The 23,817-nt window shown below is 67.1% G+C and carries 24 protein-coding genes; 13 read left to right on the plus strand and 11 right to left on the minus strand.

Annotated elements, in window-relative coordinates; all coding sequences use genetic code 11:
- Positions 1-126 precede the first annotated feature (126 nt).
- Together LR393_RS17195 and LR393_RS17200 are read left to right on the plus strand one after the other, a co-directional pair.
- Entirely contained in the window at positions 127-576 is a 450-nt protein-coding gene (locus tag LR393_RS17195; RefSeq protein WP_231484954.1) for a hypothetical protein, read from the plus strand.
- 173 nt (positions 577-749) lie between these two features.
- Positions 750-986, plus strand: a complete 237-nt coding sequence (locus tag LR393_RS17200) for a hypothetical protein (RefSeq protein WP_231484955.1) — start codon at positions 750-752, stop codon at positions 984-986.
- 369 nt (positions 987-1,355) lie between these two features.
- Here LR393_RS17200 and LR393_RS17205 read toward each other — a convergent pair whose 3' ends face one another.
- Positions 1,356-2,120 (minus strand): PIG-L family deacetylase, encoded by a 765-nt coding sequence (locus LR393_RS17205; RefSeq protein ID WP_231484956.1) that lies wholly within the window; start codon positions 2,118-2,120, stop codon positions 1,356-1,358.
- A 194-nt stretch (positions 2,121-2,314) separates the two neighbouring features.
- On the opposite strand from LR393_RS17205, the gene htpG reads away from it, so the two are divergent.
- The 3 genes from htpG (at position 2,315) to LR393_RS17220 (ending at position 6,114) form a co-directional block, all read left to right on the plus strand.
- Complete coding sequence (htpG, locus tag LR393_RS17210) at positions 2,315-4,243, plus strand: molecular chaperone HtpG (RefSeq protein WP_231484957.1); 1,929 nt, start codon at positions 2,315-2,317, stop codon at positions 4,241-4,243.
- Positions 4,244-4,276: 33 nt separating this feature from the next.
- Entirely contained in the window at positions 4,277-4,831 is a 555-nt protein-coding gene (locus LR393_RS17215; RefSeq protein WP_231484958.1) for a DinB family protein, read from the plus strand.
- A 113-nt stretch (positions 4,832-4,944) separates the two neighbouring features.
- Positions 4,945-6,114, plus strand: a complete 1,170-nt coding sequence (locus LR393_RS17220) for a D-alanyl-D-alanine carboxypeptidase family protein (protein WP_231484959.1) — start codon at positions 4,945-4,947, stop codon at positions 6,112-6,114.
- A 1-nt stretch (position 6,115) separates the two neighbouring features.
- Here the strand turns inward: LR393_RS17220 and LR393_RS17225 are convergent, their stop codons facing one another.
- The 3 genes from LR393_RS17225 to LR393_RS17235 all read right to left on the minus strand — a co-directional run bounded on the left by LR393_RS17225 (position 6,116) and on the right by LR393_RS17235 (position 9,391).
- Positions 6,116-6,658, minus strand: a complete 543-nt coding sequence (locus LR393_RS17225) for a hypothetical protein (protein ID WP_231484960.1) — start codon at positions 6,656-6,658, stop codon at positions 6,116-6,118.
- Positions 6,659-6,828: 170 nt separating this feature from the next.
- Positions 6,829-8,289: a hypothetical protein gene (locus tag LR393_RS17230; RefSeq protein ID WP_231484961.1), complete on the minus strand. Its 1,461-nt coding sequence runs from the start codon at positions 8,287-8,289 to the stop codon at positions 6,829-6,831.
- 247 nt (positions 8,290-8,536) lie between these two features.
- The gene (locus tag LR393_RS17235) at positions 8,537-9,391 is read right to left on the minus strand and encodes a hypothetical protein (protein ID WP_231484962.1); all 855 of its coding nucleotides are present in this window, start codon (positions 9,389-9,391) and stop codon (positions 8,537-8,539) included.
- Between the two features lie 391 nt (positions 9,392-9,782).
- Here LR393_RS17235 and LR393_RS17240 point away from each other — a divergent pair, with 391 nt between their 5' ends.
- The 3 genes from LR393_RS17240 (at position 9,783) to LR393_RS17245 (ending at position 11,488) form a co-directional block, all read left to right on the plus strand.
- A complete protein-coding gene (locus LR393_RS17240; RefSeq protein WP_231484963.1) occupies positions 9,783-10,646 on the plus strand; it encodes a helix-turn-helix domain-containing protein in 864 nt (287 codons plus the stop codon).
- Positions 10,647-10,831: 185 nt separating this feature from the next.
- Positions 10,832-11,053: a DUF397 domain-containing protein gene (locus LR393_RS37080; protein ID WP_345718547.1), complete on the plus strand. Its 222-nt coding sequence runs from the start codon at positions 10,832-10,834 to the stop codon at positions 11,051-11,053.
- Positions 11,054-11,149: 96 nt separating this feature from the next.
- The gene (locus LR393_RS17245) at positions 11,150-11,488 is read left to right on the plus strand and encodes a DUF397 domain-containing protein (protein ID WP_231484964.1); all 339 of its coding nucleotides are present in this window, start codon (positions 11,150-11,152) and stop codon (positions 11,486-11,488) included.
- Positions 11,489-11,543: 55 nt separating this feature from the next.
- Here LR393_RS17245 and LR393_RS17250 read toward each other — a convergent pair whose 3' ends face one another.
- Entirely contained in the window at positions 11,544-12,251 is a 708-nt protein-coding gene (locus LR393_RS17250) for a dienelactone hydrolase family protein (protein ID WP_231484965.1), read from the minus strand.
- 191 nt (positions 12,252-12,442) lie between these two features.
- Here LR393_RS17250 and LR393_RS17255 point away from each other — a divergent pair, with 191 nt between their 5' ends.
- A complete protein-coding gene (locus LR393_RS17255) occupies positions 12,443-14,341 on the plus strand; it encodes a DUF6345 domain-containing protein (RefSeq protein ID WP_231484966.1) in 1,899 nt (632 codons plus the stop codon).
- A 69-nt stretch (positions 14,342-14,410) separates the two neighbouring features.
- Here the strand turns inward: LR393_RS17255 and LR393_RS17260 are convergent, their stop codons facing one another.
- The gene (locus tag LR393_RS17260; RefSeq protein WP_231484967.1) at positions 14,411-15,037 is read right to left on the minus strand and encodes a CG0192-related protein; all 627 of its coding nucleotides are present in this window, start codon (positions 15,035-15,037) and stop codon (positions 14,411-14,413) included.
- Between the two features lie 57 nt (positions 15,038-15,094).
- On the opposite strand from LR393_RS17260, the gene bluB reads away from it, so the two are divergent.
- On the plus strand, positions 15,095-15,712 hold the full coding sequence (gene bluB / locus LR393_RS17265; RefSeq protein WP_231484968.1) for a 5,6-dimethylbenzimidazole synthase: 618 nt from the start codon (positions 15,095-15,097) through the stop codon (positions 15,710-15,712).
- Here bluB and LR393_RS36490 read toward each other — a convergent pair whose 3' ends face one another.
- Entirely contained in the window at positions 15,713-16,384 is a 672-nt protein-coding gene (locus LR393_RS36490; RefSeq protein ID WP_345718548.1) for a response regulator transcription factor, read from the minus strand. It lies immediately after the preceding gene.
- A 78-nt stretch (positions 16,385-16,462) separates the two neighbouring features.
- On the opposite strand from LR393_RS36490, the gene LR393_RS17275 reads away from it, so the two are divergent.
- On the plus strand, positions 16,463-16,735 hold the full coding sequence (locus LR393_RS17275; RefSeq protein ID WP_345718575.1) for a GlsB/YeaQ/YmgE family stress response membrane protein: 273 nt from the start codon (positions 16,463-16,465) through the stop codon (positions 16,733-16,735).
- Positions 16,736-16,830: 95 nt separating this feature from the next.
- On the opposite strand, the gene LR393_RS17280 is transcribed toward LR393_RS17275, so the two are convergent.
- The 4 genes from LR393_RS17280 to LR393_RS17295 form a co-directional block, all read right to left on the minus strand.
- On the minus strand, positions 16,831-17,313 hold the full coding sequence (locus tag LR393_RS17280; RefSeq protein WP_231484971.1) for a molybdenum cofactor biosysynthesis protein: 483 nt from the start codon (positions 17,311-17,313) through the stop codon (positions 16,831-16,833).
- A 156-nt stretch (positions 17,314-17,469) separates the two neighbouring features.
- Positions 17,470-18,339, minus strand: a complete 870-nt coding sequence (locus LR393_RS17285) for a carbohydrate ABC transporter permease (RefSeq protein ID WP_231484972.1) — start codon at positions 18,337-18,339, stop codon at positions 17,470-17,472.
- Between the two features lie 19 nt (positions 18,340-18,358).
- Positions 18,359-19,297, minus strand: a complete 939-nt coding sequence (locus LR393_RS17290) for a carbohydrate ABC transporter permease (protein WP_231484973.1) — start codon at positions 19,295-19,297, stop codon at positions 18,359-18,361.
- An 11-nt stretch (positions 19,298-19,308) separates the two neighbouring features.
- On the minus strand, positions 19,309-20,589 hold the full coding sequence (locus LR393_RS17295) for an extracellular solute-binding protein (RefSeq protein WP_231484974.1): 1,281 nt from the start codon (positions 20,587-20,589) through the stop codon (positions 19,309-19,311).
- A gap of 279 nt (positions 20,590-20,868) precedes the next feature.
- Between LR393_RS17295 and LR393_RS17300 the strand changes: the two genes are divergently transcribed.
- Together LR393_RS17300 and LR393_RS17305 are read left to right on the plus strand one after the other, a co-directional pair.
- Positions 20,869-22,722 (plus strand): glycoside hydrolase family 2 protein, encoded by a 1,854-nt coding sequence (locus LR393_RS17300; protein WP_231484975.1) that lies wholly within the window; start codon positions 20,869-20,871, stop codon positions 22,720-22,722.
- A gap of 89 nt (positions 22,723-22,811) precedes the next feature.
- Positions 22,812-23,813, plus strand: coding sequence for a LacI family DNA-binding transcriptional regulator (locus tag LR393_RS17305; RefSeq protein ID WP_231484976.1), 1,002 nt, complete (start codon positions 22,812-22,814; stop codon positions 23,811-23,813).
- Positions 23,814-23,817 lie beyond the last annotated feature (4 nt).

The raw sequence follows: 23,817 nt of genomic DNA on the forward strand, positions 1-23,817 counted from the left end.
GCGGTGCAAACGGGACGCTGCCGGGTAAATGCGCCGTCATCGGGCCAGAACTCCTGGCACAGTGGGTCGCACAGTCCATCGACAGGATTACCCGGAAGACACGACCCGGATCGGAGAACCGGTTCCATGCCCAGCAGTAACGTCCCGCTCACCCTCGGAGGCAGGCTGGTCGCCCTCGGCGGCATCCTCTTCCTGCTGGACACCCTCCTGCCCTGGCACCGCAAATGCTTCGGGCTCTTCGGAACTGAGGTGTGCGACTCCGAGTCGGCCTGGGGCACGCCGTTCTCGGCCCTCGCGGCCCTCCTCGTGCTCGCCCTCGTCGCCGAGGTGATCGCCGTGCAGGTGGCCGGGGTGCGCCTGCCCGACCTCGGCGGGACCGGCTGGGGCGCGGTGCGCCTCGGGGTGTCCGGTACGGCTACTGCACTGACGCTGCTCCAGTTGCTCGTGGGGGCGGACCGGCTGGGTCCCAGCTACGGCATCGCGGGTGGTCTGGTGCTCGTCGCGGTTCTGACGGCCGGCACCTACCTGCGCCGGGACGAGTCGGTGCTCGTGCCCCAGTCGGCCGGCGCTGTGTGATCTCCGTTTTCCAGCAAAAGTTTTCGGCGAACGGTCGCCCGTTCGGGCTGCCCGATCGAGCCGGGTGCGGGCTGCACCACCGTTCTCGTTGGTAGCCTGAAACGCACATGTCACACCGTAGTGCGATGTGTATCGGGTGGAGGGGCTGTCCGGTTCCTGGGGAGGGGTGTTCCATGGGGAGTTTTGCCAACAAGGGTGAGCAGGTGCGGTTCGTCGGCATCGTCGGGGTGATCGCGGGTCTGGTGGCCTTCTGGGCGATCATCGTCGTGCTGGCGCTCTTCAATCTGAAGCAGCCGGTCTCCGTCGTCGTGATCGCGGCCGCTGGGGTCGCCGCTGTCGGTGCGGGGATCTGGGCCTCGCGCCGGTTCCGCGCCGAGCGCTCCGGGAAGCCTTCCGTCACGCAGCACTGAGCGCTGCCGGTTCTACCCATGGTAAACGTGGTTGTCCTCCCGCGCTTTTCGCGTACCTTCCAGCGTCGCGAACCGGCATGCAACGTTGTGGGCCCGGCCCGCGTCCGGTTGCTGGAAGTACGCGACATCCGGGAGGAAACCCGTTCTGCCGCGCGGACTTCGCCGGCACAGGGTGCCCGTAGCGTCATGTCGGCAACGTGTGGATCAGCAGGATCGCCGGTCTGCTCGTGCTCGCGAAGCTGGTCGTGGGTCAGCCCGGCCCGGACGGCCAGTTCCCGCAGCAGCCGGGGAACAGCGGTTACTGATCCGGACAGCAGAGCGCCCGGGGCACCCGTCGAGGTGGCCCGGGCGTCCGGCGCGCCGGAACGGTCAGCCCGCGATCGGCATGAACACGTACTCGTCGAGGGCGGGCACCCGCCGGCCGAGGATGGCCCGGGTGTGCGTGGTGAAACGCTCGAGCAGCTGGGCCTTGGCGTGCAGATCGACGTCGAACTTCACCAGCTCGGCGCCTTTCGGCACGGGCACGTCACCCTCGAGCTTCTGGGCGTCGGGCTGCTCGGCGTAGAAGCCCACGGTGCGGTGCTTGGCCATGCGCAGGCCGAGCTCGTGCACGAGCACCCGGTCGACGTGGTTGCTCAGGCCGATCGGGGCCAGGATCACGTCGTCCTCCCCGGTGGTGAAGAGCAGGCGCTGTTCCAGGTCGGACAGGAGCTTCTCGTCGAGCGGCGAGACCTTGCCCTGGGAGATGTGCCAGCGGTAGGTCGGGTAGATGACGCTGAGCTCCGGCACCAGGTCGTTCGCGATCTTCGGCAGCCGGGTGTCGGGGCGCCGGCGGAACAGGGCGTCGGCGAACCCGAAGTGCACACCCGTGACACCGATGGAACGCAGGGCGATCAGGTCCTCGGTGCGGCGCTGGTTGTAGAGGGCGGGCGCCTTACGGGCGTTCCGCTTCTCCAGGTAGGCGCGGGCCGTGCGGGTCGGACGGCCCTGGCTGTGGGTGAACACGGTCATCACCGTGACCGGTGTCGACGCGGACAGCTGGGACATCAGATAGCCGCAGGAGAGCGCCGCATCGCCCAGGTGGGAGCTGAGAACGATGCAGGGACGGTCTGAGAGGGACTCCGGTGCGGCCACAGGGGCATCCTTTCGCATGTACGGGCGGGCGGGGTTGCCGGTGGGCCAACCCAAGCACACCCGGCCGTGCGTGACCTTGGAAGGTGAACAGCCTCGCGAGCCGCGCCGGAGTGGGCCCGCAGGCGCCACGGGGAGGGCTAATCTTTGGTCGCGCAATGCTCAGATAGAGATCAAAAACGTGGGGAAAGGTGGCCATGACGACACAGGCCGAAAGCTACGAGTTCCAGGTCGAGACCCGTCAGCTGCTCCAGCTGATGATCAATTCGATCTACTCGGACAAGGACCTGTTCCTTCGTGAGCTGATCTCCAATGCCTCGGACGCCCTGGACAAGCTCCGGCTGGAGCGCTTCAACGACGACAAGCTCGACGTCGACACCTCCGACCTGCACATTCGCATCGCCCTGGATGCGCAGGAGCGCACGCTGACCCTCAGCGACAACGGCATCGGGATGTCCCGCGACGAGGTCGTGGACCTGATCGGCAAGATCGCCAACTCCGGTACCGCCGAGTTCATGCGCCAGATGAAAGAGACGCAGCGTGAGGACGCGGACACGGAGGAGCTGATCGGCCGGTTCGGAGTCGGGTTCTACTCCAGCTTCATGGTCGCTGACCGGGTCACCCTGGTCACCCGGCGTGCGGGTCAGACCGAGGCGACCCGGTGGGAGTCGCAGGGCGAGGCGACCTACACGCTGGAGCCTCTGGACGACGCCCCGCAGGGCACCTCGATCACGCTGCACCTCAAGCCGGCCGACCCCGAAGACCGGCTCTTCGACTACACGGACCCTCGAAAGGTTCGTGAGATCGTCACCCGGTATTCAGATTTCATTACCTGGCCGATCCGCATGGAGTCGCTGCAGGTGCCCGTGACCGAAGAGGGCGAAGAGCCTGCGGTCCCGGAGCTGGAGACGGTCAACTCCCGCAAGGCACTGTGGACGCGCCCGGCCTCCGAGGTGACGGAGGAGGAGTACGCCGAGCTCTACAAGCGCATCAGCCACGACTGGAACGACCCGCTGGAGACGATCCGGCTCAACATCGAGGGCACGCTGCAGTACCAGGCGCTGCTGTTCCTGCCCGAGCGCGCGACCGCCAACCTGTTCAGCCCCGACGCCAAGCACGGCGTGCAGCTCTACGTGAACCGCGTGTTCGTGATGGACGACTGCGAGGAGCTGGTGCCGGCGTACCTGCGCTTCGTCAAGGGTGTCGTCGACTCGCAGGACCTCGCGCTCAACGTGTCCCGCGAGATCCTCCAGCAGGACCGCCAGATCGAGTCGATGCGCAAGCGGCTCACCAAGCGTGTGCTCCAGGCGATCAAGGGTCTGGCCGCGAACGAGGCGGAGAAGTACGCGAAGTTCTGGGACGAGTTCGGGCGCGTGGTGAAGGAGGGCCTGCTCCAGGACTTCGCCAACCGCGACGCGATCCTGGAGATCAGCTCGTTCGAGACCACCACCGAGCTGGCCGACGACGCGAAGCGCACCAGCCTGCGGGCCTACGTCGAGCGGATGAAGGAAGGTCAGGACAAGATCTTCTTCCTTACCGGCGACTCCCGCGCCGCGATTGAGAACTCGCCCTACATGGAGGCTTTCCGGGCGAAGGAACTCGAGGTGCTGCTGCTGACCGATCCGATCGACGAGGTCTGGGTCGACGGGATACCGGAGTTCGACGGCAAGCAGTTCCAGTCCATCGCCAAGGGCGACATCGAGCTGGACGAGACCCAGGAGAACGAGCGGGAGGAGCGCAAGGAGCAGTTCGCCGGGCTGCTCACCTGGATGGGCGAGGTGCTGACCGAAGACGTCAAGGAGGTCCGGCTCTCCAACCGCCTGACCACCTCGCCGGCCTGTGTGGTCAGCGACGCCGGTGACGCCACGCCCACCCTGGTCAACCTGTACAAGGCGATGGGCCAGCCGATTCCGCAGGAACGGCGCATCCTCGAGCTCAATCCGACGCACACACTGGTCGTGGGTCTGCGGGCGGCGCACGAGGCCCGTCCCGAAGACCCGAAGCTCGCCGAGACCGTCGAGCTCGTGCACGGTATGGCCCTGCTCGCCGAGGGCACGCAGCCTGACGACCCGGCCCGTTTCGTGCAGCTGCTCGCCACTCAGCTCGGGGAGTCACTGAACAAGTAATGATGGACGCGTGGGTACCTCAGGGGGGAACCGATGGCTGACGATGTAGCGGTCGATGTCGACGAGCACGGACGTCCGGAGCCCCCGTTCGGGGGCACGGAGGCTGAGACGCTCATCGGTTTCCTGGAGTACCTGCGGGCCACGTTCGCCTGGAAGACCGGCGGTCTGGACGCCGCCGGTTTCTCCGTCACCGTGCCGCCGAGCGACATGACGCTCGGCGGCATGGTGAAGCACCTGGCCTACGTGGAGGACTGGTGGTTCGGCTGCTTCCTGCTGGGTGCCGAGCCGTCGCCGCCCTGGGACACCGTGGACTGGAACGCCGATGGCGACTGGGACTGGCACTCGGCCGCGGACGACACCCCGGAGCAGGTTCTCGCGCTCTGGCAGGCCTCGGTCGACCGTTCGCGTGAAGCTGTCGCGAAGGCCCTGACGCAGGGGGACATGAGCCAGCTCGCCCCGCGGGTGCACCGGACCGGTCGGGCCCCGAGTCTGCGCTGGATCGTCACGCACATGATCGAGGAGTACGCCCGGCACTGCGGTCACGCCGATCTCCTCCGCCAGGCCGTCGACGGCTCGGTCGGCGAATAACACGCGTCACCGATCTCCCGGAGATCACGGGGAGTGTCAGTAGCATCTACTGACAGTTCGAGGGTGCCACAGCAGGCGCGGCCCCCTCATCCTCGTACTCCGGGAGTCGACGCATGCCGGCCACGGTGCGCAGAACGTCCATCATTCTCGCTCTGGCCGTGGGCGCCTCGGTGACCTGGCCGACCGCGCCGGCCACGGCGTCCTCAATGGTTGCTGTGCACCGGACCGCCACCGCGCAGGAGTGGCTCGTGCCCACCCAGGGGGCCGTTCCGGGAGGCGAGCCAAAGGTGGCCTGGCCGGTCAAGGGCCGGGCCCGGCTGGTGGTGCCCGGGATCGGTACGATGGGGAGCCGGCGCCGGGGCACGGTCTCCGTGCCGATCGCCAGCGTCACGAAAGTCATGACGGCGTACACGATTTTGGACGATCATCCGCTCGCTCCGGGGGAGGAAGGGCCGACGATCACGGTGACGAAGGCCGAGGCGGACTCCTATCCCCGACGTAAGGCGGACGGGGAGAGTCTGGTCAAGGTCCGGGCCGGGCTGAAGTTCACGCAGCGCGAGGCGCTGGAGGCGCTGCTGATCCGGTCGGGGAACAACATGGCCGACATCCTCGGGCGGTGGGACGCCGGATCACCGAAGAAGTTCGTCTCCCGGATGAACACCAAGGCGGCCGAACTAGGACTCACGGATACCTCTTTCGCCGACACCTCGGGCCTGAGCGCGAAGTCCCGCAGCAGCACGATCGATCTGGTCGACCTGGCGCTGGCGGCGATGAAAGACGAGACCTTCGCGCAGATCGTGGCCACATCCAAGGCCAAGATCCCGATGAATACCGTCACCACGACGAACAAACTGCTGGGGCGCAACGGTGTGATCGGCATCAAGACCGGTTCCACGGACGCGGCCGGAGGTTGTCTGCTGTTCGCTGCCACGGACGAGGTGGGCGGTGAGACCTACACGATCTACGGGGTGATGCTCGGGGCGCCGGGTCCGCGGATTCTTACCAATGCCTTGAAAGCCAGTGAGAAGATGGTGGTCTCGGCTCGCAAGGCCCTGCGTCGGGTGACCCTGCTGAAGCGGGGTACGCCGGTGCTCGCGGTCACCGACGACGAGGGCCTGGTCACCGAGTACGGGGTCGCGAGTTCCGTGGTGGTGCCGGGCTGGTCCGGGATGGAGTACCGGCTGGGGCTGCCGGTCGGCCTGAAGCCCGGGCAGACCCCGACCGGGATCACCCTGAAGACGGGTGGATCCTCGATCGGGGTTGCGCTGGAACCTCTTTCCTGATTCACCGGTGAGGGGTGAACGGCCGGTAGCGGATGATGGTGAGCAGGAACACCGTGACCGGGGTGGCGGCGGCCACGATCAGCGCGGCCAGCACGAAGGTGATGGCGATGGTGCCGGAGGCAGCGAGGACCCCGACCGTGGTGAGTGCGCCGAAGGCGGCCAGATGGGCCCGGGTGAACTCGGCGAGACCGCGGGTGAGAACGGCGACGACGAGCAGGGCGACCAGGTAGAGAGCGCTCAGGGCCAGTGTCGCGCCGGGGTGGCGGTCCAGTGTGGCGGTCGCGCAGAGCGTGCTGTCACAGGCGAATTCCTCCCGGATCACCGCCAGCGACAAGCAGCCCGTGCCCGCGTTGAGCGGGACGAGTGCGAGCACCGAACGCGTGATCCGGGGGCCGGGCCGGCCCGGCCGTGGGGCCTGCTTCGCGGGGAGGAATCCGGACAAGTCCGGACTGCGCCGAGGCGGTGTACGGCCTGAGTCCCGGGGTGCCGGTGCGGCCTCGTGGACGACCGTCGCTCGATCGATCACCATCGGGGTGCTGGACATGCGCGCTCTCCTTGATCGGGGCCCAGCGGTGGGGTCGCCGGACTGCTGCGATCAGTCTCGAACGCATTGCACCGCAAGTCATTATCCGGTCCCGCGGGGGTGCCCGGTGGAGCCGCTACGGGTCCTTGAGGCGTTGTCCGGGTGCCCTGAGGGTCCAGCGGCAGGGTACTTCAGGAGTGGGCCTGCTCGAAGACCGCGGCGAGCTCGGCGACCAGAAGATCGCTGGGGCCCAGGGCCGGCGCCAGGATGCTGTCGGCATCGTTGTCATCCGCGTTCAACCACTCGGTGGTCTGCAACCGTTCGAGAAGCTCGGAGTCGCTCAGACCGGAGAGCTTTTCGAGGTGCTGTCGACCCAGGCCGACCGAGGCGGGCGCGCAGACCCGTCCTGCGGTCTCACCGCCGGGAAAAAGCAGCCGCCCGATGCGCCGTACCCGTCCCACCGGGTGGGCCACGGCCGGCTGGATCCGGGCCTCGGCCACCAGCTGCCGCCATTCCCCCAGGGCGAGAATGGCTCTGCGGGCATTGTGCAGCGCTGACTCGTTGTCGGTCGTGGCCGGCTGGCGTTCGTTCAGGGCGTCGAACACGTCCACCCGTACCGTTTCCAGGTCGATGGCCTCCTGATCGGGAGGAATTCGCAGAACGCCGCGCAGGGTGCTGCGGCGGGTGTCTTGCGCGTCGCCGGGATGCAGCGTGAGCAGAGCCTCGCCCCGGGCCCGGCCGGTGTCCCGGTCGACGAGACGGGCCAGCATGCGGCTGCCCACCCCGTGGTCCACGGCGATTCGGCGGAACACCGGGACATCCACGATCACGGTGCGTGCATTCCGGAAACTGCTTGAGCTCAGGGGCCTCACGGTGATCTCGGGACGGTCCGGGTCGGTGTCGAGCTGCAGGGTGCGGGCGGGTACCTGGCGGGGATCGATCAAGCCCGCCGCCGAGGCCCGGGGGGAGACGTCCCCGTGCGTGGGCAGACGGGCGCCCGGATGGGAACGGTGCCGGGGCAGGGCGACCACGCGGAAGGAGCCGTAGGCGTCGACCACCGCGGTGAGGTTCTCGTCGTGGCCCCGGACCTCGGCCAGGAGAGCGCGATACCCCTCGATCAGGCGGCGCAGTCCGTCGAGCAGTGCCGGTGGCAACGGCACATGCCGGTGGCCGAGCCGGGTCAGATAGGTGACCAGGCCGGGGGCGGCGCGCCGGGCGAGCAGCAGCGCCTCATGGAGAAGGGCCGTACGGGCGCGGCCTTCGGGCAGATTCAGTGCGGCGCGGGTGCGTGCGACCCCACGCTCGGCGTCGACCAGCGACTGGTCGAGGGGAAGCTGCAGCCAGCGATCCAGGGCGTCGACGACGGCGACCCGGAGCCAGGGGCCGGCTGCCGACGGATCGACCTCGATCTGGTCGACCTCGATGGAGGGGGAGTGGGCCGTGCAGGGACGTAGTCCCTCGTTGATGTAACCGACTGCCGAGGTGCCGACGAGATCTCGAATTATACGGTCGGCCGAGAAATTCCAGGATGAAACGGTGACCGATCGCCAACGGTGCGGGGTCGTGAGGTCGACACGGACCCGGACTCCGACAGCAAGCAGCGTCTCGTGCCGCAGTGCGCTCGCCGGGCCTTCCTGTCCGGCGGAGAACATGACCTCAGGCTCGACATCGTGACGACCTCCGGGAGAGAGCGTCACGGACACCTTCATCAGCTGCCTCACCTTCGGATCACGCGAAAAGCTTGTCAGAAGTGATGCTTCAGCGGCTGTCGAACGAATCGCTGAACGCGACTGAAGTTCAGTGGCGGGAGACAGCACGATGGTCTCACCAGTTCGGGTCAGTAGCCAGAGGAGGACCTCCAGAATCTCCACGGACGACGTGCCGTGCCCCGGCGCCGCATCAGTTCAGCGGCGTCGGGGCGGAGCAGTCCTGGGCGAAGCGCCAGGCCGAGGTGCAGCCGGAACGCACGGGAAAGTGCTGTAGGGATGCATATCTGGGACCGAGCCGCCACGAGTCCGAGTGACGGCTCCCGAGTACTTCCAGAGCTGCGGCCTTGAGACCCGCGTAGCCGCCGATGTCGGCCCAGACCGAGTCGCTGACGTCACCCTGCTGCGGGTCGGCGAACCGTCTCAATCGGCTGGCCCTTTCGCACAGGTTCTTCCGGCTGGGCTCGTGGTACTTCCGGGGCAGGCTGATCCCGATGCTCTGCAGCTGGCTCGGCGGGATCTGGCGACGCCAGGTCTCGGGGGCGAACTCGATCCACGTCAGGTGTTCCTCGCAGGCCCGGATCAGGGCGTCGCGGGCGCTCGGGTAGAGATGAGAGCGGTTCTGCAACTGCCCCAGCTCGGTCTGCTCCCGCCAGGTGATGTCGGCCAGGGCGCAGGTGAGGCGCCGCTCATGACCGTTCTCCCCCTGTTCCCGGGCGGCAATCCGTTCCTGGAGCGGCACCACCAGAGCAGTGACCTGCCCGGTGTCGGGGTCCCTGCTGGTCACGGCCGGCGGAAGAATGGATGATGCCTCGATCAGGATCGTCCAGGCCCGCTCCACGTCCCCCACCGTCTGCTGCAACATGCTGAGCGCGATGAGCCGGGCCACCGCGGCCAGCCGGTGCTTGGAGCTTCCGTCCGATGCCAGCAGCACCAGAACCTCCCGCCAGTCCCCGGACTCGAGCCGCTGGGCGCAACGATGCAGATTCCGGAACGGACCGTCCGGCCCGTAGGGCGAGGTGATCTCCGGCCGCGGGCGGGGAGGCACAGGCGCCATGCTCACCCACCCCCTGGTCGTTCGGTGTCATCGTCATGTGCACTAATAGGGGACACGTCGAAGAACCTGAAATGACAACGCTGTCGGGCGTTCTGGTGCTCAAAGGGGGCCGGTCGCCCCCGGACTTCAGCTGCTGTCCAAGGTGACATAACCAAGTCCTCCGGTCTGGAAGAGGCAGCGTCTCAACCACCTGAGATCCGCCGAAAGCTGCGCTGACCTGGATCTATGACGATCGGCACAAGGCCTGAGAAGAACGGGCGGTGCAACCGAAGGCAGGTGACAAAGTCGGCAATTGGCCCTGGCACTCTGACTTTTGGCTTCGTACTATTTGTATACGACCAGCATGCAAGCAGACTCTGGCAATTGACAAGCAGGGGGTGCCATGTCCGGTACACGCCCCAACCCCACGGCCAGCCGTCGTGCCCTGGCGGCCCGGCTCCGCCGCATGCGCCTGGCGGCCGGGAAGAGCACAGAGGACGCGGCTCGCGAGCTGATGGCTAGCGCGTCCAAGATCAGTCGTCTGGAGTCGGGTGAACGGGCACCGCAGCCGCGGGACGTACGTGACCTGGCCCGCTACTACGGGGTGAATGACGACGAAATTGAGCAGTTGCAGGATCTGGTGCTGGAAGCCCGACGGAAGGGCTGGTGGGCCGACTATGCACTGGAGGATGACGAACAGGCTGAGTTGTATTTGGGTCTTGAATTTGCGGCTTCCGAAGTCGAGCTTTTTGAGAATTTGCGTTGGCCCGGTCTTCTGCAGACCGAAGAGGTAACTCGTGTTGTGTTGGAGAATCTGAAACCGCCTGGAGAGCTCAGCCGGGAGTATGTGAAGGATCAGGTGATTCTTCGGCGAGAAAGACAGCAGCGGCTTCTCGAGGGTGAAATTAGCTTGCATGCCATTATGGATGAGGCTGTACTTCGGCGACCATTGGGTGAGAATGTAGTCCGTCAGCAAGTCCGTCGCATTATCGAGCTGGCTAAGTCGCTGTCTAGCGTTGTGGTGCAAGTGGTTCCTTTTGAAGCCGGTTTTTATCCCGGATTGGACGGCACGTTCAATATATTGAGCTACCCGGAGGGCTCTGGGCTGGCCGCTATGGTCTTTGTTGAAGGGTTACGCGGAAATATGCTGTTTGAGCGGAATGAGATAGTGGAACGTTACCGGGGTGTTTTTCGTGATGTAGCAAGCCGTGATGCTCTCGATCCTGAAGATACAATCAGATGGCTGGAGCACTTCGATGCTCCTTAATAGTGTTCGGCCCTGAGTGACCGACGTTGCGCTTGAGGTACTAATGGGGGATGCGGCTGTCGAGATTTAGTAGATCAAGCTTTTATTTGGTAGGTTTCCCTATCGCGTCTGGCACAGTTCAGCCCAAACGCCGATGCGTGCCGTTTGGGTGCGTGCCGCCCAAACTCTGTTCCAGGGAGACAGTTATGCGCGAGCCTCAGCGGGAATCTTCATCGATTGTCGGCAGCGAGTGGCAGCGGTCAAGTTACTGTGCAAGCGGCTCCTGTGTTGAGGTAAAATTCCTCGGCCCCGAGAATGGTGTTCTTGTGCGCGACTCCAAGCAGGCTGACGGGGCAGTGCTGTCTTTCGATGCCCAGGAGTGGCGCGCTTTCGTGGCTGGCGTCCGTGACTCAGAGTTCGAGGTGTGATGCCTCCTCGCTGTCGTCGGGCTTGAAGCGCTCTCAATTTCGCACCTACCGTGGCTCAATAGTCATGAGGTCGGGTGAGGGTGGAGGGCGGAGCCAATGCGCGAGGATTCTGGCCGTAATGCGACCGGTCATTGGAAACGATCAAGTAAGTGCAACTCTGGAAACTGCGTCGAAGTGATGGTGACTTCAGAAGATGTTCGCATGCGGGATAGCAGTCGAGGTGATGAGGTTCTTGCCTTCTCGCGTCCTGCGTGGGCTGCTTTTGTTGCCGAAATGCGAAGCCTCGCAGTGAAAGAGGGCGAAGAAATCACAATCCGTTCTGCTGGGGCAGAGGCTTTCGTTGGATACGGTGATGGTGGCCGGTCGCTCTCCTTCGCGCGAAGCCACTGGGACGTCTTCATCAAAGGCGTCCGTGCCGGTGAGTTCGACCTCTGAGCATAACGATGGGGCGGCGAAGCACTTCGCCGCCCCATCGCTGCACCAGTTGTCTCTACGACCGCCCAGTAAAGAACGAAACTGCTTCCCGCAGGGCAAGGTCCGAGAGCTCGGGGTCATGCCGCACCCCGATGTCCCGCATGAACGCGTGCTCCCCGCCCGCGTAGACGTGGAACTCCGTGTGCTCCAGCCCGGCCGCGTACAGTGCAGAGAAGATCTTCAGGCGGGCGTCGGCCGGCACGTGGGGGTCGGCGGAGCCGAAGACGATCAGCAGGCGGCCGTTGATGTCCCCGGCGCGCGAGAGTGAATCGGCAATGTCGGCGCCAAGTTTGCCGTCCTGCAGCCCGGTCGGGTAGAAGCAGACGGTTGAGGTGACGCGGGGGTCGAAGGCGCCGCGGAAGGCCAGGTGGCCGCCGATGCAGAAGCCGGTCACGTAGAGGTCGGTGACGTCGTCGCGGGTGGCCAGGTAGTCGAGCACGCTGATGCGGTCTTCGTCGAACTCGGACGTGGGCATGGCGGCGGCGCCGGCCATCCCGCGGGCCTTGCCGTCGTCGTCGAATTCCAGGGCCACGCCTGCCAGTTCGCCGCGCGGGTAGATCTCCGGCACGCAGACCAGGAAGCCGGAGGCGGCCAGGCGCCGCGCTGTGCGCAGCGTCGACTCCGTCAGCTGGAAGATGTCGGTGTAGAGCAGTACTCCGGGGCGGGGGGTGTCGCCGACGGGGGCGATGACGACCGTTTTGATCTCGTGTCCGGTTCCGGGCACTGATACGCGTTCCTCACGAAGCTTCACACCGACGGACCCTATCCCTCGCGTCCACGAAGTCTGTGGGCCTACTCAAGCGTAACGCAAAGTTAAATGCTGATTGCGTCCTGTGTATCTGTGGTGTGGGCGGACAGCTCTCTTCCGGGTGCCGGGCCTGCCCGTCCGGCCAGCCCACACCCTGGAGTTTCCCGATGTCCAGAACTACCCGACGAGCCCTCGTCGTCTCGCTGGCAGCCGCCGGCCTGGTCCCCCTCACCAACGGCACCGCGCACGCGTCCACCCTCGCCGCCGTCGTCCCCACCGCCCCGGTCTACACCGTGGTGCAGGAGGGACTCACCGCCGAGCAGGCCGAGAAGCTCGCCCGCACGGCCGGAATCGGTAATGCCCTGCGACCGGACGGATCGTTCTCGTTCACCGACCCGAGGCGCTTCGCCCGGGTGCCGGGTACGGCGGTGGAACGGGGCAAGGACGAGGACGGCCGGGCCACCGTCTCCGAGGCCGTCGACTTCACCGCCCTCGCCCGGACCAAGGCCCTGCCCGACGACGAGGCCCTGAAGCTGGCCAAGAACCTGCTGCCGGTACCGGACGGCTACGGTGCGAGGCCGGTCGTCGATCACACCACCCTCGATCAGAGCGACACCCGCGGAACCCTGCTGCGCAGCTACAACCTGGACACCACGGTCTCGTACCAGCTGACGCTGGGTGACGTTCCGGTGGTCGGGCCGGGGGCGAAGGTCCGGGCCTCGTTCGCGGGGGACGGCAGCGTGGTGCAGCTCGGCCAGGCGGTGCGCCAGATCAAGCGCTCCGGCGAGGTACCGATCGTGAGCCCGGCCCGGGCCCAGGAGACCTGCACCCAGCTCTACGGCGCCCGCACGAAGCAGGACACCCCGGTGCTCGGCTACTACGCCCCGGCCCTGGGCGCGACCGACGCCAACGGCCAGGGCGCCGTGGCCCAGCTGCTGCCGCACTACATCTGCCGACCGGTCGACGGGGTGAGTGAGACCAGTTCGTACGGCGGCAAATTGGTTCCCGCCTCGCCCGCCACGGCGCCGACGGTTCAGCTCAAGGCATCCGGCGACGGTCGCACGGTCTCGGCCAGCGCCGGGGTGAAGGGTGGCACCGGGCCGTACGCCTACAGCTGGTCCTCGTCGTCCGTCCCGCTGGATCTGCCGAAGGCCCAGATCCAGTACGTCGGCCAGAACCGTTACGACCCCCGCGACCCGCAGAAGACCTTCACCGAGACGCTGACGGTGACCGTGACCGACACCAACGGCCTGGCGACCACCGCGAAGGTGGACCTGGTGAACCTCCAGGGGGACGCCTCGTCCTCCGGTGTGCAGGGTGGTGTCGGTGGAACCCTCGCGAGCAACGGCATCGAGCAGACGGTGGACGAGTGGCAGTGCGCGCAGGACAGCGCCGACGGCTACAAGTCGGTGATGCAGTCGAAGGGGCACAGCGTCGCCTTCGACTGGCGCGGGCCCCTGGCCTGGGAGAAGGACTTCAAGGACAAGAACCAGGGCGGGCTGGACGCGAGCTACGCCGACAAGGTCGACGCGCAGTGGTACACCGGCCACGGCTGGTCGGGCGGGTTCACCTTCAAGGGTGCCCACGACGACGGCAACATCACTCCGAACGAGGCCCGCTGGGGTGACGACAACCTGGAGTGGCTGCAGCTGGAGAGCTGCCAGGTGCTGCGCGACACCAATGGCAAGAAGGACTACTTCGGCCGCTGGGGTCAGGCCTTCCAGGGGCTGCACCTGCTCAACGGTTTCGACACCAACGCCCAGTGCCTGAACGGCGGCACCGGCCGGCGGTTCGCGAGCTACCTGTTCCCGGAGAAGCTCGGGTGGTGGACCACCCGCGACGCCCTGACCGTGCAGCAGGCCTGGGGCACGATGGCCGCCGATCTGGAACCGGCCGGGACGCGCTGGCGTTCGATGAGCCCGGCCACCTACAAGGTGGCGACGGGTCAGTGGGTGACCAACCTCGGTGACTACTACTGGGGTCAGGGCTCGGTGGGCCCGGACATCCGTCCCGGCAGCACGATCAACCCGCTCCAGGGCTTCTTCTCGGTGAGCGGCGTGAGCTGAGAGGTCCTGACGAGAAAGGCCCGCTCCCTCGCCGGGAGCGGGCCTTTCGTCGCGTCAGGAGGAAAGGGCCTACGCGCGGACCCCGGCCACGACCACCGGTTCGGCGTCCGCCCGGCGCACGGTCAGGGTCTGGGTGAGCCCGGTCAGCTCGTTGCCCACGACGCGGGCCACGACCAGGACCGGCCCACCCGTGGTGACCACGGTGTATCCGGGCTCGTCGTGCGGCTGCGCGCCGACCACGGGCGGCACGTCGGTGCCAGGGGTGCCGGAGCCGATCGCCGTGGCCGTGGGCGTCCGCTCGACCACCTGACCGTTGCCGTCGTCCACCATTTCGGGGGCCTGCGATGCACCGGTCAGGATCACCGCGGCCAGCACCGACGCCCAGACCGGGTCGCCGCAGCCGTCGTAGACCCAGCGGGTGCCGAGCACGGAGTGCTCCAGGGTGCCGATCAGGTGCTCGTCGTTCCCGGCCAGCGGCGCGCTGCGGTAGGTGAGGGGCACCTGGAGCACCACGTCGCGGTTCGGCACGGCCAGCAGGAAGGTCTCGATGCCGACCTGGCCGTCCGGGTCGTCGAAACGGTAGGCGCCGGCCTGACGAACCTCCGTGACACCGTCCGCCCAGGCCCGCGATCGCAGCCAGGGGGTGAGCAGCTCGATCTTCGACGGGGTCAGCGTCGCCTTGTGGATGAGAGCCATGGATCGACCCTACGACCCGGTGAGGGGGTCGCCAGGGCAGGCGCGGACAATGTGGGCGTGCGAGATCTGTACGAGGTGATGTTCCGCCGCCGCGACGTGCGGGCCGAGTTCACCGGCGAACCCGTCGACGAGGCCGTGCTGGGCCGGGTTCTGGCCGCCGCGCACGCCGCCCCGAGCGTGGGCATGACGCAGCCCTGGGACTTCCTGCTGATTCGCGACCGGGACACGCGCCGGCAGTTCTCCGACCACGTGCGGCACGAGCGTGACGTGTTCGCCGCGACGCTGGAGGGGGAGGAGGCCGAGCGGTTCTCCCGGATCAAGATCGACGGGGTGATGGAGTCCAGCCTGTCGGTCGTGGTCACCTACGACGCCTCGCGCGGGGGACGGGCGGTGCTGGGCCGGCACGCGATCGCGGACGCCGGGCTGTACTCGGTGTGCCTGGCCATCCAGAATCTCTGGCTGGCCGCGACCGCGGAAGACCTGGGCGTGGGCTGGGTGTCGTTCTACCGCGAGCCGTTCCTGTCCGGGCTGCTGCACATCCCCGACGGGATCCGGCCGGTCGCCTGGCTCTGCCTGGGCCCGGTCAGCGAGCTGCGGGAGATCCCCGACCTGGAACGTCACGGCTGGCGGGCCCGCACCCCGCTGGAGGAGTTCGTGCACACGGAGACCTGGTGATCACGGCCCGCCCCGCCAGTGCTCGATGCGGCGGTGATCGGGGGTGAACCCGTGGTCGACGCCCCAGAGCACTGCCTGGGTACGGCTCTCGACCCCGATCTTGCGGTAGATGCTGCGAATGTACGACTTGATCGTGTTCGGGCTGAGGAAGGTCAGCCCGGCCACCTGGGCGTTGCTCATGCCCTGCGTGATCAGCGCCAGCACCTCGGCCTCGCGGTCGGTCAGCGCCTCGGGGCGGCCCGGCCAGTCCAGCCCGGGATTGGTGCGCGCCCGGGGAGCCTGATGGCTGATCACCATCTCCCCGGCGTGCACAGTCTCCAGGGACTTCACCAGGTCCGAGGCCGAGAGCGTCTTCGACAGATAGCCGTGCATACCCTGTTCGCGGCCCCGCTGAATCAGGTCGGGGTGAAAGTTCCAGGTGTAGACCACGACTCGCTTCGCCCGGGGATTGCGCACCAGCGTGCTGAGCTCGTCGACGTCGGACTCGGGCTGGGCGAACGTGTCGTAGAGAACGATGTCGACGTGGTCGTCCACGCCCAGGTTCGAATCGAGTTCGGCGACCACCACCCGGTCGCGGTAGCCGTCGAGCATGGTGGCCAGGCCGGTGGTGACCACGTCGTAGTCGTTGACGATGGCGACGAGAATCGGCGGATGCGGCACGTTAGTCACCATAACCCTCCATAGGGGTGTACCGGACCAGCCTCAGGGGTGGTTTATTCGAGGTCAGGACAATCTATGGAGGTATCTGAAATGCTGGGCCTGATCATCACCCTCATCATCGTCGGCCTGATTGCCGGTGCTGTGGCGCGACTTCTCGTGCCCGGCCGGCAGAACATGTCGATCCTCACCACGATCGTGATCGGCATCGTCGGCTCGTTCGTCGGTGGCTTCCTCGGCTACCTGATCTTCGGCAAGGATGCCACCGACGGGTTCCTCCAGCCCTCCGGGCTGATCGGCTCGATCATCGGGGCGATCATCGTGCTGCTCGTGTGGCTGAACATGGGTTCGCGGCGCACCATTTGATCGATGATGGACGCACGTCGGCGCCGGTTCGCGGGTCGGCACCAGGGGCTCGGCCCCCCGTGATCAGGCATCTCCTCCCCGGAGGACATGCCTGGTCACGTCTCCGGTTCTGCGGTGGTCACCTCGACCGGGCCGATATGCAGTTCCCCGTCGGTCAGCGGCGCGCAGCGGATTCCGCCCTTGCCGCGCAGGGCCCTGAAGGCGCCCGGCCCGATGACGACATCCATCCAGGCACAGGGATTTGCCCGGCGCCGCACCGCGAACGACACCGGCCCGCAGCCGGAGTCCAGCGTGAGCACCTGCCCCACGAGTGAGTCCACGTCGAGCCCGCGGACCAGGATGTTGCGCCGCGACTGCACCAGGCCGACCCCGGCCGGCAGCGACTCGGCCGCGATCAGCGTGACCGCGGCGTCCCGATGGGCGGCCCGGCCGAAATACCGGTCGCCGACCAGACCCAGCCCGGCTCGGACCACCACCTTGTCCACCAGTTCACCGGGCGGCGCCGGGCTGGGCCCGTCGGCGGGACGGCCCTCGTACCGGTGGATCGGCGACACGAGCAGCTCGAGGATCTCAGGCACGGCCAAAGGCTATCTGCCTGCGGGTTCGCCCCCCGAAGCCGCGCCGACAGGCGTGCGCCAGGTACCTCGTCCTCCATGATGAGGCCCCCCAGCCGGCCGTGATCATGCGAACCTTCCCCGGGGAAGATTCGCATGATCACGGAAAGGTCTGGCGGGTTACTTGATGCCCGTGCTGGCCACACCCTGAACGATCTGGCGCTGGGCGACCAGGAACACCGCGAGCAACGGCAGCAGACCGAGTACCGCGGAGGCGAGCACCTCGGCCTGGTTGACGCCCGTCGCGCCGAGCAGGCCGCTCAGACCCACCGGGATCGTCTGCGACTTGGTCTGGGTCAGGACCAGCAGCGGCCACAGGAAGGCGTTCCAGGTGGTGATGAAGGTGAAGATCCCCACCGCGGAGATCGCCGGCCGGCACAGCGGCATGCAGATCTCCCGGTAGATCCGCCACCACGATGCGCCGTCGATGCGCGCGGCCTCGATCAGGGCGTCGGGGATGCCCTTGAGGAACGAGCGGAACACGAACACCGCGACCGGGGAAGCCGTGGCGGGCAGGATCAGCGCCCAGTAGGTGCCGAGCAGGCCGAGTGACCGGAACTCCATGAACTGGGGGAGGACCAGGGCCTCCATCGGCACCATCAGGCCGGCCAGGATGAGGACCATCAGCGCGCCCTTGCCCTGGAACCGCAGATGCGCCAGGCCGAAGGCGATCAGCGAGCAGATCACCACGGTGAAGATCACCGACAGCGTGGAGATCAGGAAGCTGTTGAGGTACCACCAGCCGATCGAGTTCAGCTTGAACGCGTTCGTGTAGGCGTCGAGTGTCCAGTGGTCCGACCAGATGCTCATCGGGTTCGCGGTGATCTCGTCGCCCGGGCGGAACGAGGTGATCACGGCCCAGGCGAACGGCACCAGCCAGATCAGCGCCCACAGGGTGAGGCAGGTGGCGGCGAGGCGGTTGAAACTCTTCGAGCCGAGCTTGTCGGCCTTCGAGGTCTCTTTGTTCCGTGAAAGAGTTGCGGTCGTCATGATGTACAGGTCCTCTCTCTCACGCGTCCGCGCCGCGTCGGCGGGTGGCGAGCATCCAGACGGCGGAGATGATGACCAGGGTCACGAAGTAGACCATGGTCGCCGCGGCTGCGTAACCGCCCCGGTAGGTGGTGAATCCGGTGTCGTAGATGTACTGGATCACCGGTCGGGTGCTGAGGTTCGGGCCACCCTGCAGCAGGATGAAGATCTGGTCGAACACCTTGAGCGAGGCCAGGATCTGCAGCATCAGCACCAGAGAGATGGTGGGCCGCAGCAGCGGCACCGTGATCGAGCGCATCTGCTGCCAGGGCGAGGCCCCGTCGATGGCCGCGGCCTCGTACGTCTCTTCCGGGATCTCCTGCAGCGCAGCCGTGTAGAGCACGAAGTTGAAGCCGAAGGTCCACCACACGGTCAGGATCGTCAGCGACAGCCAAGCACCGTTGGTGCTGCCCAGGAAGTCCGGCGCGGGCAGGCCGACCAGGTCGAGAGCCTTCACGAACAGCCCGGACTCGGGGGCGTAGATGAAGCTGAAGATCAGGCAGACCGAGGCCGACGGCACCACGTAGGGCGCGAAGAACGCGATCCGGTAGAACCACTGGTTACGGCTGATCCGGCTGGCGAAGATCGCGGCCAGCAGCGGCAGCACCACCAGGAACGGCACGGTGAGGATCGTGAACAGCGTGGAGTGCCACATCGACTTCCAGAAGTCGAGGTTGCCCAGCACGTCGGTGTAGTTCTCCAGGGCGACGAACTCGCCCAGGTCGTTCTTCACCGTGGCGGTGTTGAAAAAGCTGATCACCAGGCCCACGAGCACCGGGCCGATCAGGAACAGGGCGTAGAGCACCAGGAAGGGCGCGGAGAACAGCCAGCCGGCCTTGGTGTCGCGCCCGCTGTTGTCGATCGGGGTGGTGTCGACCTTGGCGATGCCCGGTCCAGGAGCAGTAGTCGTCGTTGTCACGTGTCTGCTCCTTAGCTGACCGGCGCGTTGGTGGAGGCGAACTGGCGCAGCGCCCGCTTGATCTGGCTGGTGCCGTTCGGGGGTTTGGTGGCCCCGGTGATGACGGTGGAGATGACGCCGCCCATCTGGTTCTGGAAGTCCGAACCAGCACCGGTGTACCAGCCCGCCGGGTCGTAGACCGCGTTGAAAGCGGCGTCCACGTAGTTCTTCTGCGGGCTGAGGGCCTTGAACTCCGCGCTCTCCTGCACCGGCAGCCAGGCCGGCACGTGACCGCCGCCGGCCCAGACCGCACTCTGCCCGAGAATGCCCTGGATGAACTGCTCGGCGTAGCCCTCGCGCTCGGCCGAGCGGGCGCTGGACTTGGGGATGATCAGCGCGTGCGAGTCGGCGTAGGCCACCGGCTTGTCGCCTAGCAGTGCCGGGATCGGCACCATGTTGAACTTCAGGTCCTTCACGTCGCGGTAGAGCGCGATGTTCCAGACCCCGTCCAGCAGGAAACCCGCGTCGCCGTTGCTGAACTGCTGCTTCGCGAGGTCGGGAGTGACGCTGCCGCCCATCAGCCCGAGTTCCTGGGTCAGGCTCTGGATGAACGCGAACGCCTCGTTCATGGCGTCGTCGTCCACCGTCACCTCGGTGCCCGAGTCCGAGACGATCGGCCCGGCCAGACCGCTGTAGACGGTGTAGAACCAGCGCCAGACCGTGGACGGGTCGGTGATGGTCGGCATCGTGACGCCGTACTTGCCCGACGCCTTCTTCAGCTCGGTCAGCGCCTCGACGAAGCGCTCCTGGCCGGAGATGTCGACCAGGTTGTCGCCGGCGTCGTTGAGCAGGCCGGCCTGCTTCGCCAGGGCCTCGTTGTAGTAGAGGACGAACGGGTGGGTGTCCAGGGGCAGCGCCCAGGTCTCACCGTCGATCGTCGCCTTCTCCCAGGCGGCCGGGGTGAACTTGTCCTGGGTGACACCCAGTTGGCCCAGCCCGGTGTCGCTCCAGGGGGTGAGCAGCCCGGCCTGCGCCAGTGTGGGCAGGCGGGACAGGTGGGTCAGCGCCACGTCCGGCGGCCGGTTGCTGGAAGCCGCCAGGGACAGCTTCGTGTAATAGGGGTTTCCCCACGACAGCAGGGTGGACTCGACCGAATGACCCGTCGTCTTCTGGACGGTGTCGACCATCGTGGCCATGTTCTCGCCGTCACCGCCGCCGAACAGATGCCAGAAGATGACATCCGCGGTAGCCGGCTGCCCGCCGGTCAGGCTGGTGACCACGGGGGAACCACAGGCGGACAGGAGGCCTGCCAACGACAGGCCACCTCCCATGGCCAGGAAGTTTCGGCGTGTGTAGGAACCACGCATACGGCATTCGCTCCTCATTGTGCGGCCCGCGTCAAGCTTGGCGTGACCTTGACACACCCGTTTGCATCGATGCAAGGCCTGTCCGGTCGGCAATTTCCGATGATGTTGGAATCGTGCGCACGCAGTCACAACTTCGTCTTGCATCGTTGCAAATGGAGGCCTCACACTGGCACGCGGGTGCCGACGAAGCATTCGCACCGAAGTCTCGACGGAAGGGCCGTATACGTGAAGGCGACAGAACAGGACGGTTCGTACCCCCGGCCGATCCTGGCCCGTGGTGAGTGGACCAGCCTCGACGGGACCTGGGACTTCGCCCACGACGACGCCGGCGAGGGTCTCGCCGGCCGTTGGTACCAGGCGGCTTCCGGCGCGTTCGACCGCACGATCGAGGTGCCGTACCCGCCGGAGTCACCGGCTTCGGGTATCAACGACACCGGATTCCATCCGGTGGTCTGGTATCGCCGAACGGTCGCCGACGCGACGCTGTCGCGCGAGGGCGGCCGCCGGGCTCTGGTGCACTTCGGGGCGGTCGACTTCCGCGCCGACGTCTGGATCGACGGGCAGCACGTGGGGCGCCACGTGGGTGGGCAGACGCCGTTCACGGTGGACGTCACCGACGTGCTCGCCGAGGGTTCCGGGCACGTGCTGGTGGTGCGGGCGCAGGACGACCCGTTCAGCATGGAGGCTCCCCGCGGCAAGCAGGACTGGCGGGACAAGACCCACGGCATCTGGTACGAGCGCACCACCGGTATCTGGCAGACGGTGTGGGCCGAGTCCGTGCCCGCCGAGCACGTCACCGAGGTGTTCTGGCGGTCCGACGTCACCGGCTGCGCGGTGCACGGCGAGGTCGTGCTGAACCGGCTGCCCTCGGACAAGACCGTCGTCGAGGTCACCGTGAGCTTCGGTGACGAGGTGCTGGCCGAGCAGAGCACCGTGATCCGGGAGACGACCACCCGCCTGGACCTGAAGATCCCGGCGCTGATCAACGGCCAGGACCGGGCCCGCCTGCTCTGGAGCCCCGAGCACCCGAACCTGATCGACATCGACGTGGTGATCCGTGACCGGGCCACCGGCACGGTGCTCGACCAGGTCGCGAGTTACACCGGCCTGCGCACGGTTTCGGTCGGTGGTGGGGCGTTCAAGCTGAATGACGCGCCGATCTACACCCGCTCGGTGCTGAACCAGGGCTACCGGCCGGCCACGCACAACGCCAGCACGGGCACCGCCCAGCTGCGCGGTGAGGTCGAGCTGCTGCTGGCCATGGGCTTCAACTCGGTGCGCAACCACCAGAAGGCCGAAGACCCGCGCTTCCTGTTCTGGGCCGACAAGCTGGGCCTGATGGTGTGGGGCGAGACCGCCGCGGCGTACTCGTTCTCCAGCACCGCGGTCGAGCTGCTCACGGCCGAGTGGCTGGAGCTGGTGCGCCGTGACCGCAGTCACCCCAGCGTGGTGGTCTGGGTGCCGTTCAACGAGAGCTGGGGCGTGCAGGACATCGCCCACGACGTGGCCCAGCAGAACTTCTCGAAGGGCCTCGCCGCGATCACCCGGGCGCTCGACCCGACCCGGCCGGTGATCTCGAACGACGGCTGGGAACACGTCGACAGCGACATCCTCGGTATTCACGACTACACCACCAACGGCCCCGGCCTGCTGAAGAACTGGGGCACGGCGGAGGCCGCCGACGCTCTGGTGCGCTCCGAGCTCGGGGTGCAGGGACGCAAGCCGGTCGTCGACCCGGCCGTGCTGGCCAAGTGGGGCGCGGGCCTGGCACCGCTGATGCTGACCGAGTTCGGCGGCATCTCGCTGTCGGCGAACGAGGAGGACTGGGGCTACGCCAGCGTCACCTCGCCGTCCGAGTACGAGTTCATCGTCGGTGAGCTCTTCGACGCGCTGCGGGCCGCTCCCACCGTGGTCGGCTTCTGCTACACCCAGTTCATGGACACCGGCCAGGAGACCAACGGCCTGCTGTACTCCGACGGCACCCCGAAGCTGCCGGTGGAGACGATCCGGCAGATCGTCACGGGCACCAAGGACAGCGGCAGCCTGGAGGCCGGCGCCACGAACGGCTGGCAGGACTGAGCCCGGACTGAGGCTGTACACAGTGGTGCGTGGCCCGGTTCACCCGGACCGGGCCACGCACATCACGGGGGATGTGAGAAGGTGCGCGGATGGCTGTGACCCTGCGCGACGTCGCCGAGAAGGCGGGCGTCTCCGTGCGCACGGTCTCCAACGTGGTGAACGGTTTCCAGCACATCGCCCCGGCCACCCGGGCGCGGGTGCAGGAGGCCCTGGAAGAGCTGAACTACCGGCCGAACCTGGTCGCGCGCAGCCTGCGCCAGGGCCGCACCGGCATCATCATGCTGGTGCTGCCGGAGATCAACGTCTCCTACTTCGGCGAACTGGCGCACGAGGTGGTCGACTACGCCAGCTTGTGCGGCATCACCGTGCAGATCGACGAGTCCGGTGGCGACTCCCTGCGCGAGAAGCAGCTGCTCACCGCCCTGTCGCGGGCCAGCTGGGTGGACGGGGTGCTGTTCAGTTCACTCGGGCTGCGCGGGGTCGACCTGGCCGGGCTGGCCGGCAGCCGGCCCCTGGTGCTGCTGGGCGAGCGGACGGCGCGTACCGCCCTCGACCACGTCGGCATCGACAACGTGGAGGCCGCCCGGCAGGCGGTGGCCCACCTGATCGAGCGGGGCCGCACCCGGGTCGCGGCGATCGGGGGCAGCGGCGGTGCCCGCGACGCGACCTCGAAGTACCGGCTCAAGGGGTTCGAGCGGGCCGTGCGCGACGCCGGCCTCGACCCCGAGGGCCTCTACCTGCGCACTCCCGACTACCGCCGGGGCAGTGCGGCTTCCGCCGTGCGCGAGCTGCTGGAATGGGACGAGCGCCCCGACGCGCTGTTCTGCTTCAGCGACGAGCTGGCCGCCGGGGCGCTGCGCGAGCTCTACGAGCACGGGGTGCGGGTGCCGGACGAGATCGCGGTCATGGGGTTCGACGACATCGAGGCGTCGAGTTTCTCCACCCCGTCCCTCAGCACGATCCGCCCGGACAAGGCCGGCATCGCCAAGGCCGCCGTCGACACCCTGCTCCGCCGGCTGGACGACCCGGCCGGCGAGAGGCGGGAGATCAACGTCGGTTTCGAGCTGGTCCGGCGCGAGAGCAGCGGTTAGAAGG

It is taken from the genome of Kineosporia mesophila, from assembly GCF_021129235.1.
GTDB lineage: Bacteria > Actinomycetota > Actinomycetes > Actinomycetales > Kineosporiaceae > Kineosporia > Kineosporia mesophila.

Excerpts from the sequence above, each read along its gene's own strand:
- LR393_RS17195 (WP_231484954.1), top strand. The coding sequence starts at position 127 with ATGCCCAGCAGTAACGTCCCGCTCACCCTCGGAGGCAGGCTGGTCGCC.
- LR393_RS17200 (WP_231484955.1), top strand. The coding sequence starts at position 750 with ATGGGGAGTTTTGCCAACAAGGGTGAGCAGGTGCGGTTCGTCGGCATC.
- htpG (WP_231484957.1), top strand. The coding sequence starts at position 2,315 with ATGACGACACAGGCCGAAAGCTACGAGTTCCAGGTCGAGACCCGTCAG.
- LR393_RS17215 (WP_231484958.1), top strand. The coding sequence starts at position 4,277 with ATGGCTGACGATGTAGCGGTCGATGTCGACGAGCACGGACGTCCGGAG.
- LR393_RS17220 (WP_231484959.1), top strand. The coding sequence starts at position 4,945 with ATGCCGGCCACGGTGCGCAGAACGTCCATCATTCTCGCTCTGGCCGTG.
- LR393_RS17225 (WP_231484960.1), bottom strand. The coding sequence starts at position 6,658 with ATGTCCAGCACCCCGATGGTGATCGATCGAGCGACGGTCGTCCACGAG.
- LR393_RS17230 (WP_231484961.1), bottom strand. The coding sequence starts at position 8,289 with ATGTTCTCCGCCGGACAGGAAGGCCCGGCGAGCGCACTGCGGCACGAG.
- LR393_RS17240 (WP_231484963.1), top strand. The coding sequence starts at position 9,783 with ATGTCCGGTACACGCCCCAACCCCACGGCCAGCCGTCGTGCCCTGGCG.
- LR393_RS37080 (WP_345718547.1), top strand. The coding sequence starts at position 10,832 with ATGCGCGAGCCTCAGCGGGAATCTTCATCGATTGTCGGCAGCGAGTGG.
- LR393_RS17245 (WP_231484964.1), top strand. The coding sequence starts at position 11,150 with ATGCGCGAGGATTCTGGCCGTAATGCGACCGGTCATTGGAAACGATCA.
- LR393_RS17255 (WP_231484966.1), top strand. The coding sequence starts at position 12,443 with ATGTCCAGAACTACCCGACGAGCCCTCGTCGTCTCGCTGGCAGCCGCC.
- LR393_RS17260 (WP_231484967.1), bottom strand. The coding sequence starts at position 15,037 with ATGGCTCTCATCCACAAGGCGACGCTGACCCCGTCGAAGATCGAGCTG.
- LR393_RS36490 (WP_345718548.1), bottom strand. The coding sequence starts at position 16,384 with ATGGTGACTAACGTGCCGCATCCGCCGATTCTCGTCGCCATCGTCAAC.
- LR393_RS17275 (WP_345718575.1), top strand. The coding sequence starts at position 16,463 with ATGCTGGGCCTGATCATCACCCTCATCATCGTCGGCCTGATTGCCGGT.
- LR393_RS17285 (WP_231484972.1), bottom strand. The coding sequence starts at position 18,339 with ATGACGACCGCAACTCTTTCACGGAACAAAGAGACCTCGAAGGCCGAC.
- LR393_RS17305 (WP_231484976.1), top strand. The coding sequence starts at position 22,812 with ATGGCTGTGACCCTGCGCGACGTCGCCGAGAAGGCGGGCGTCTCCGTG.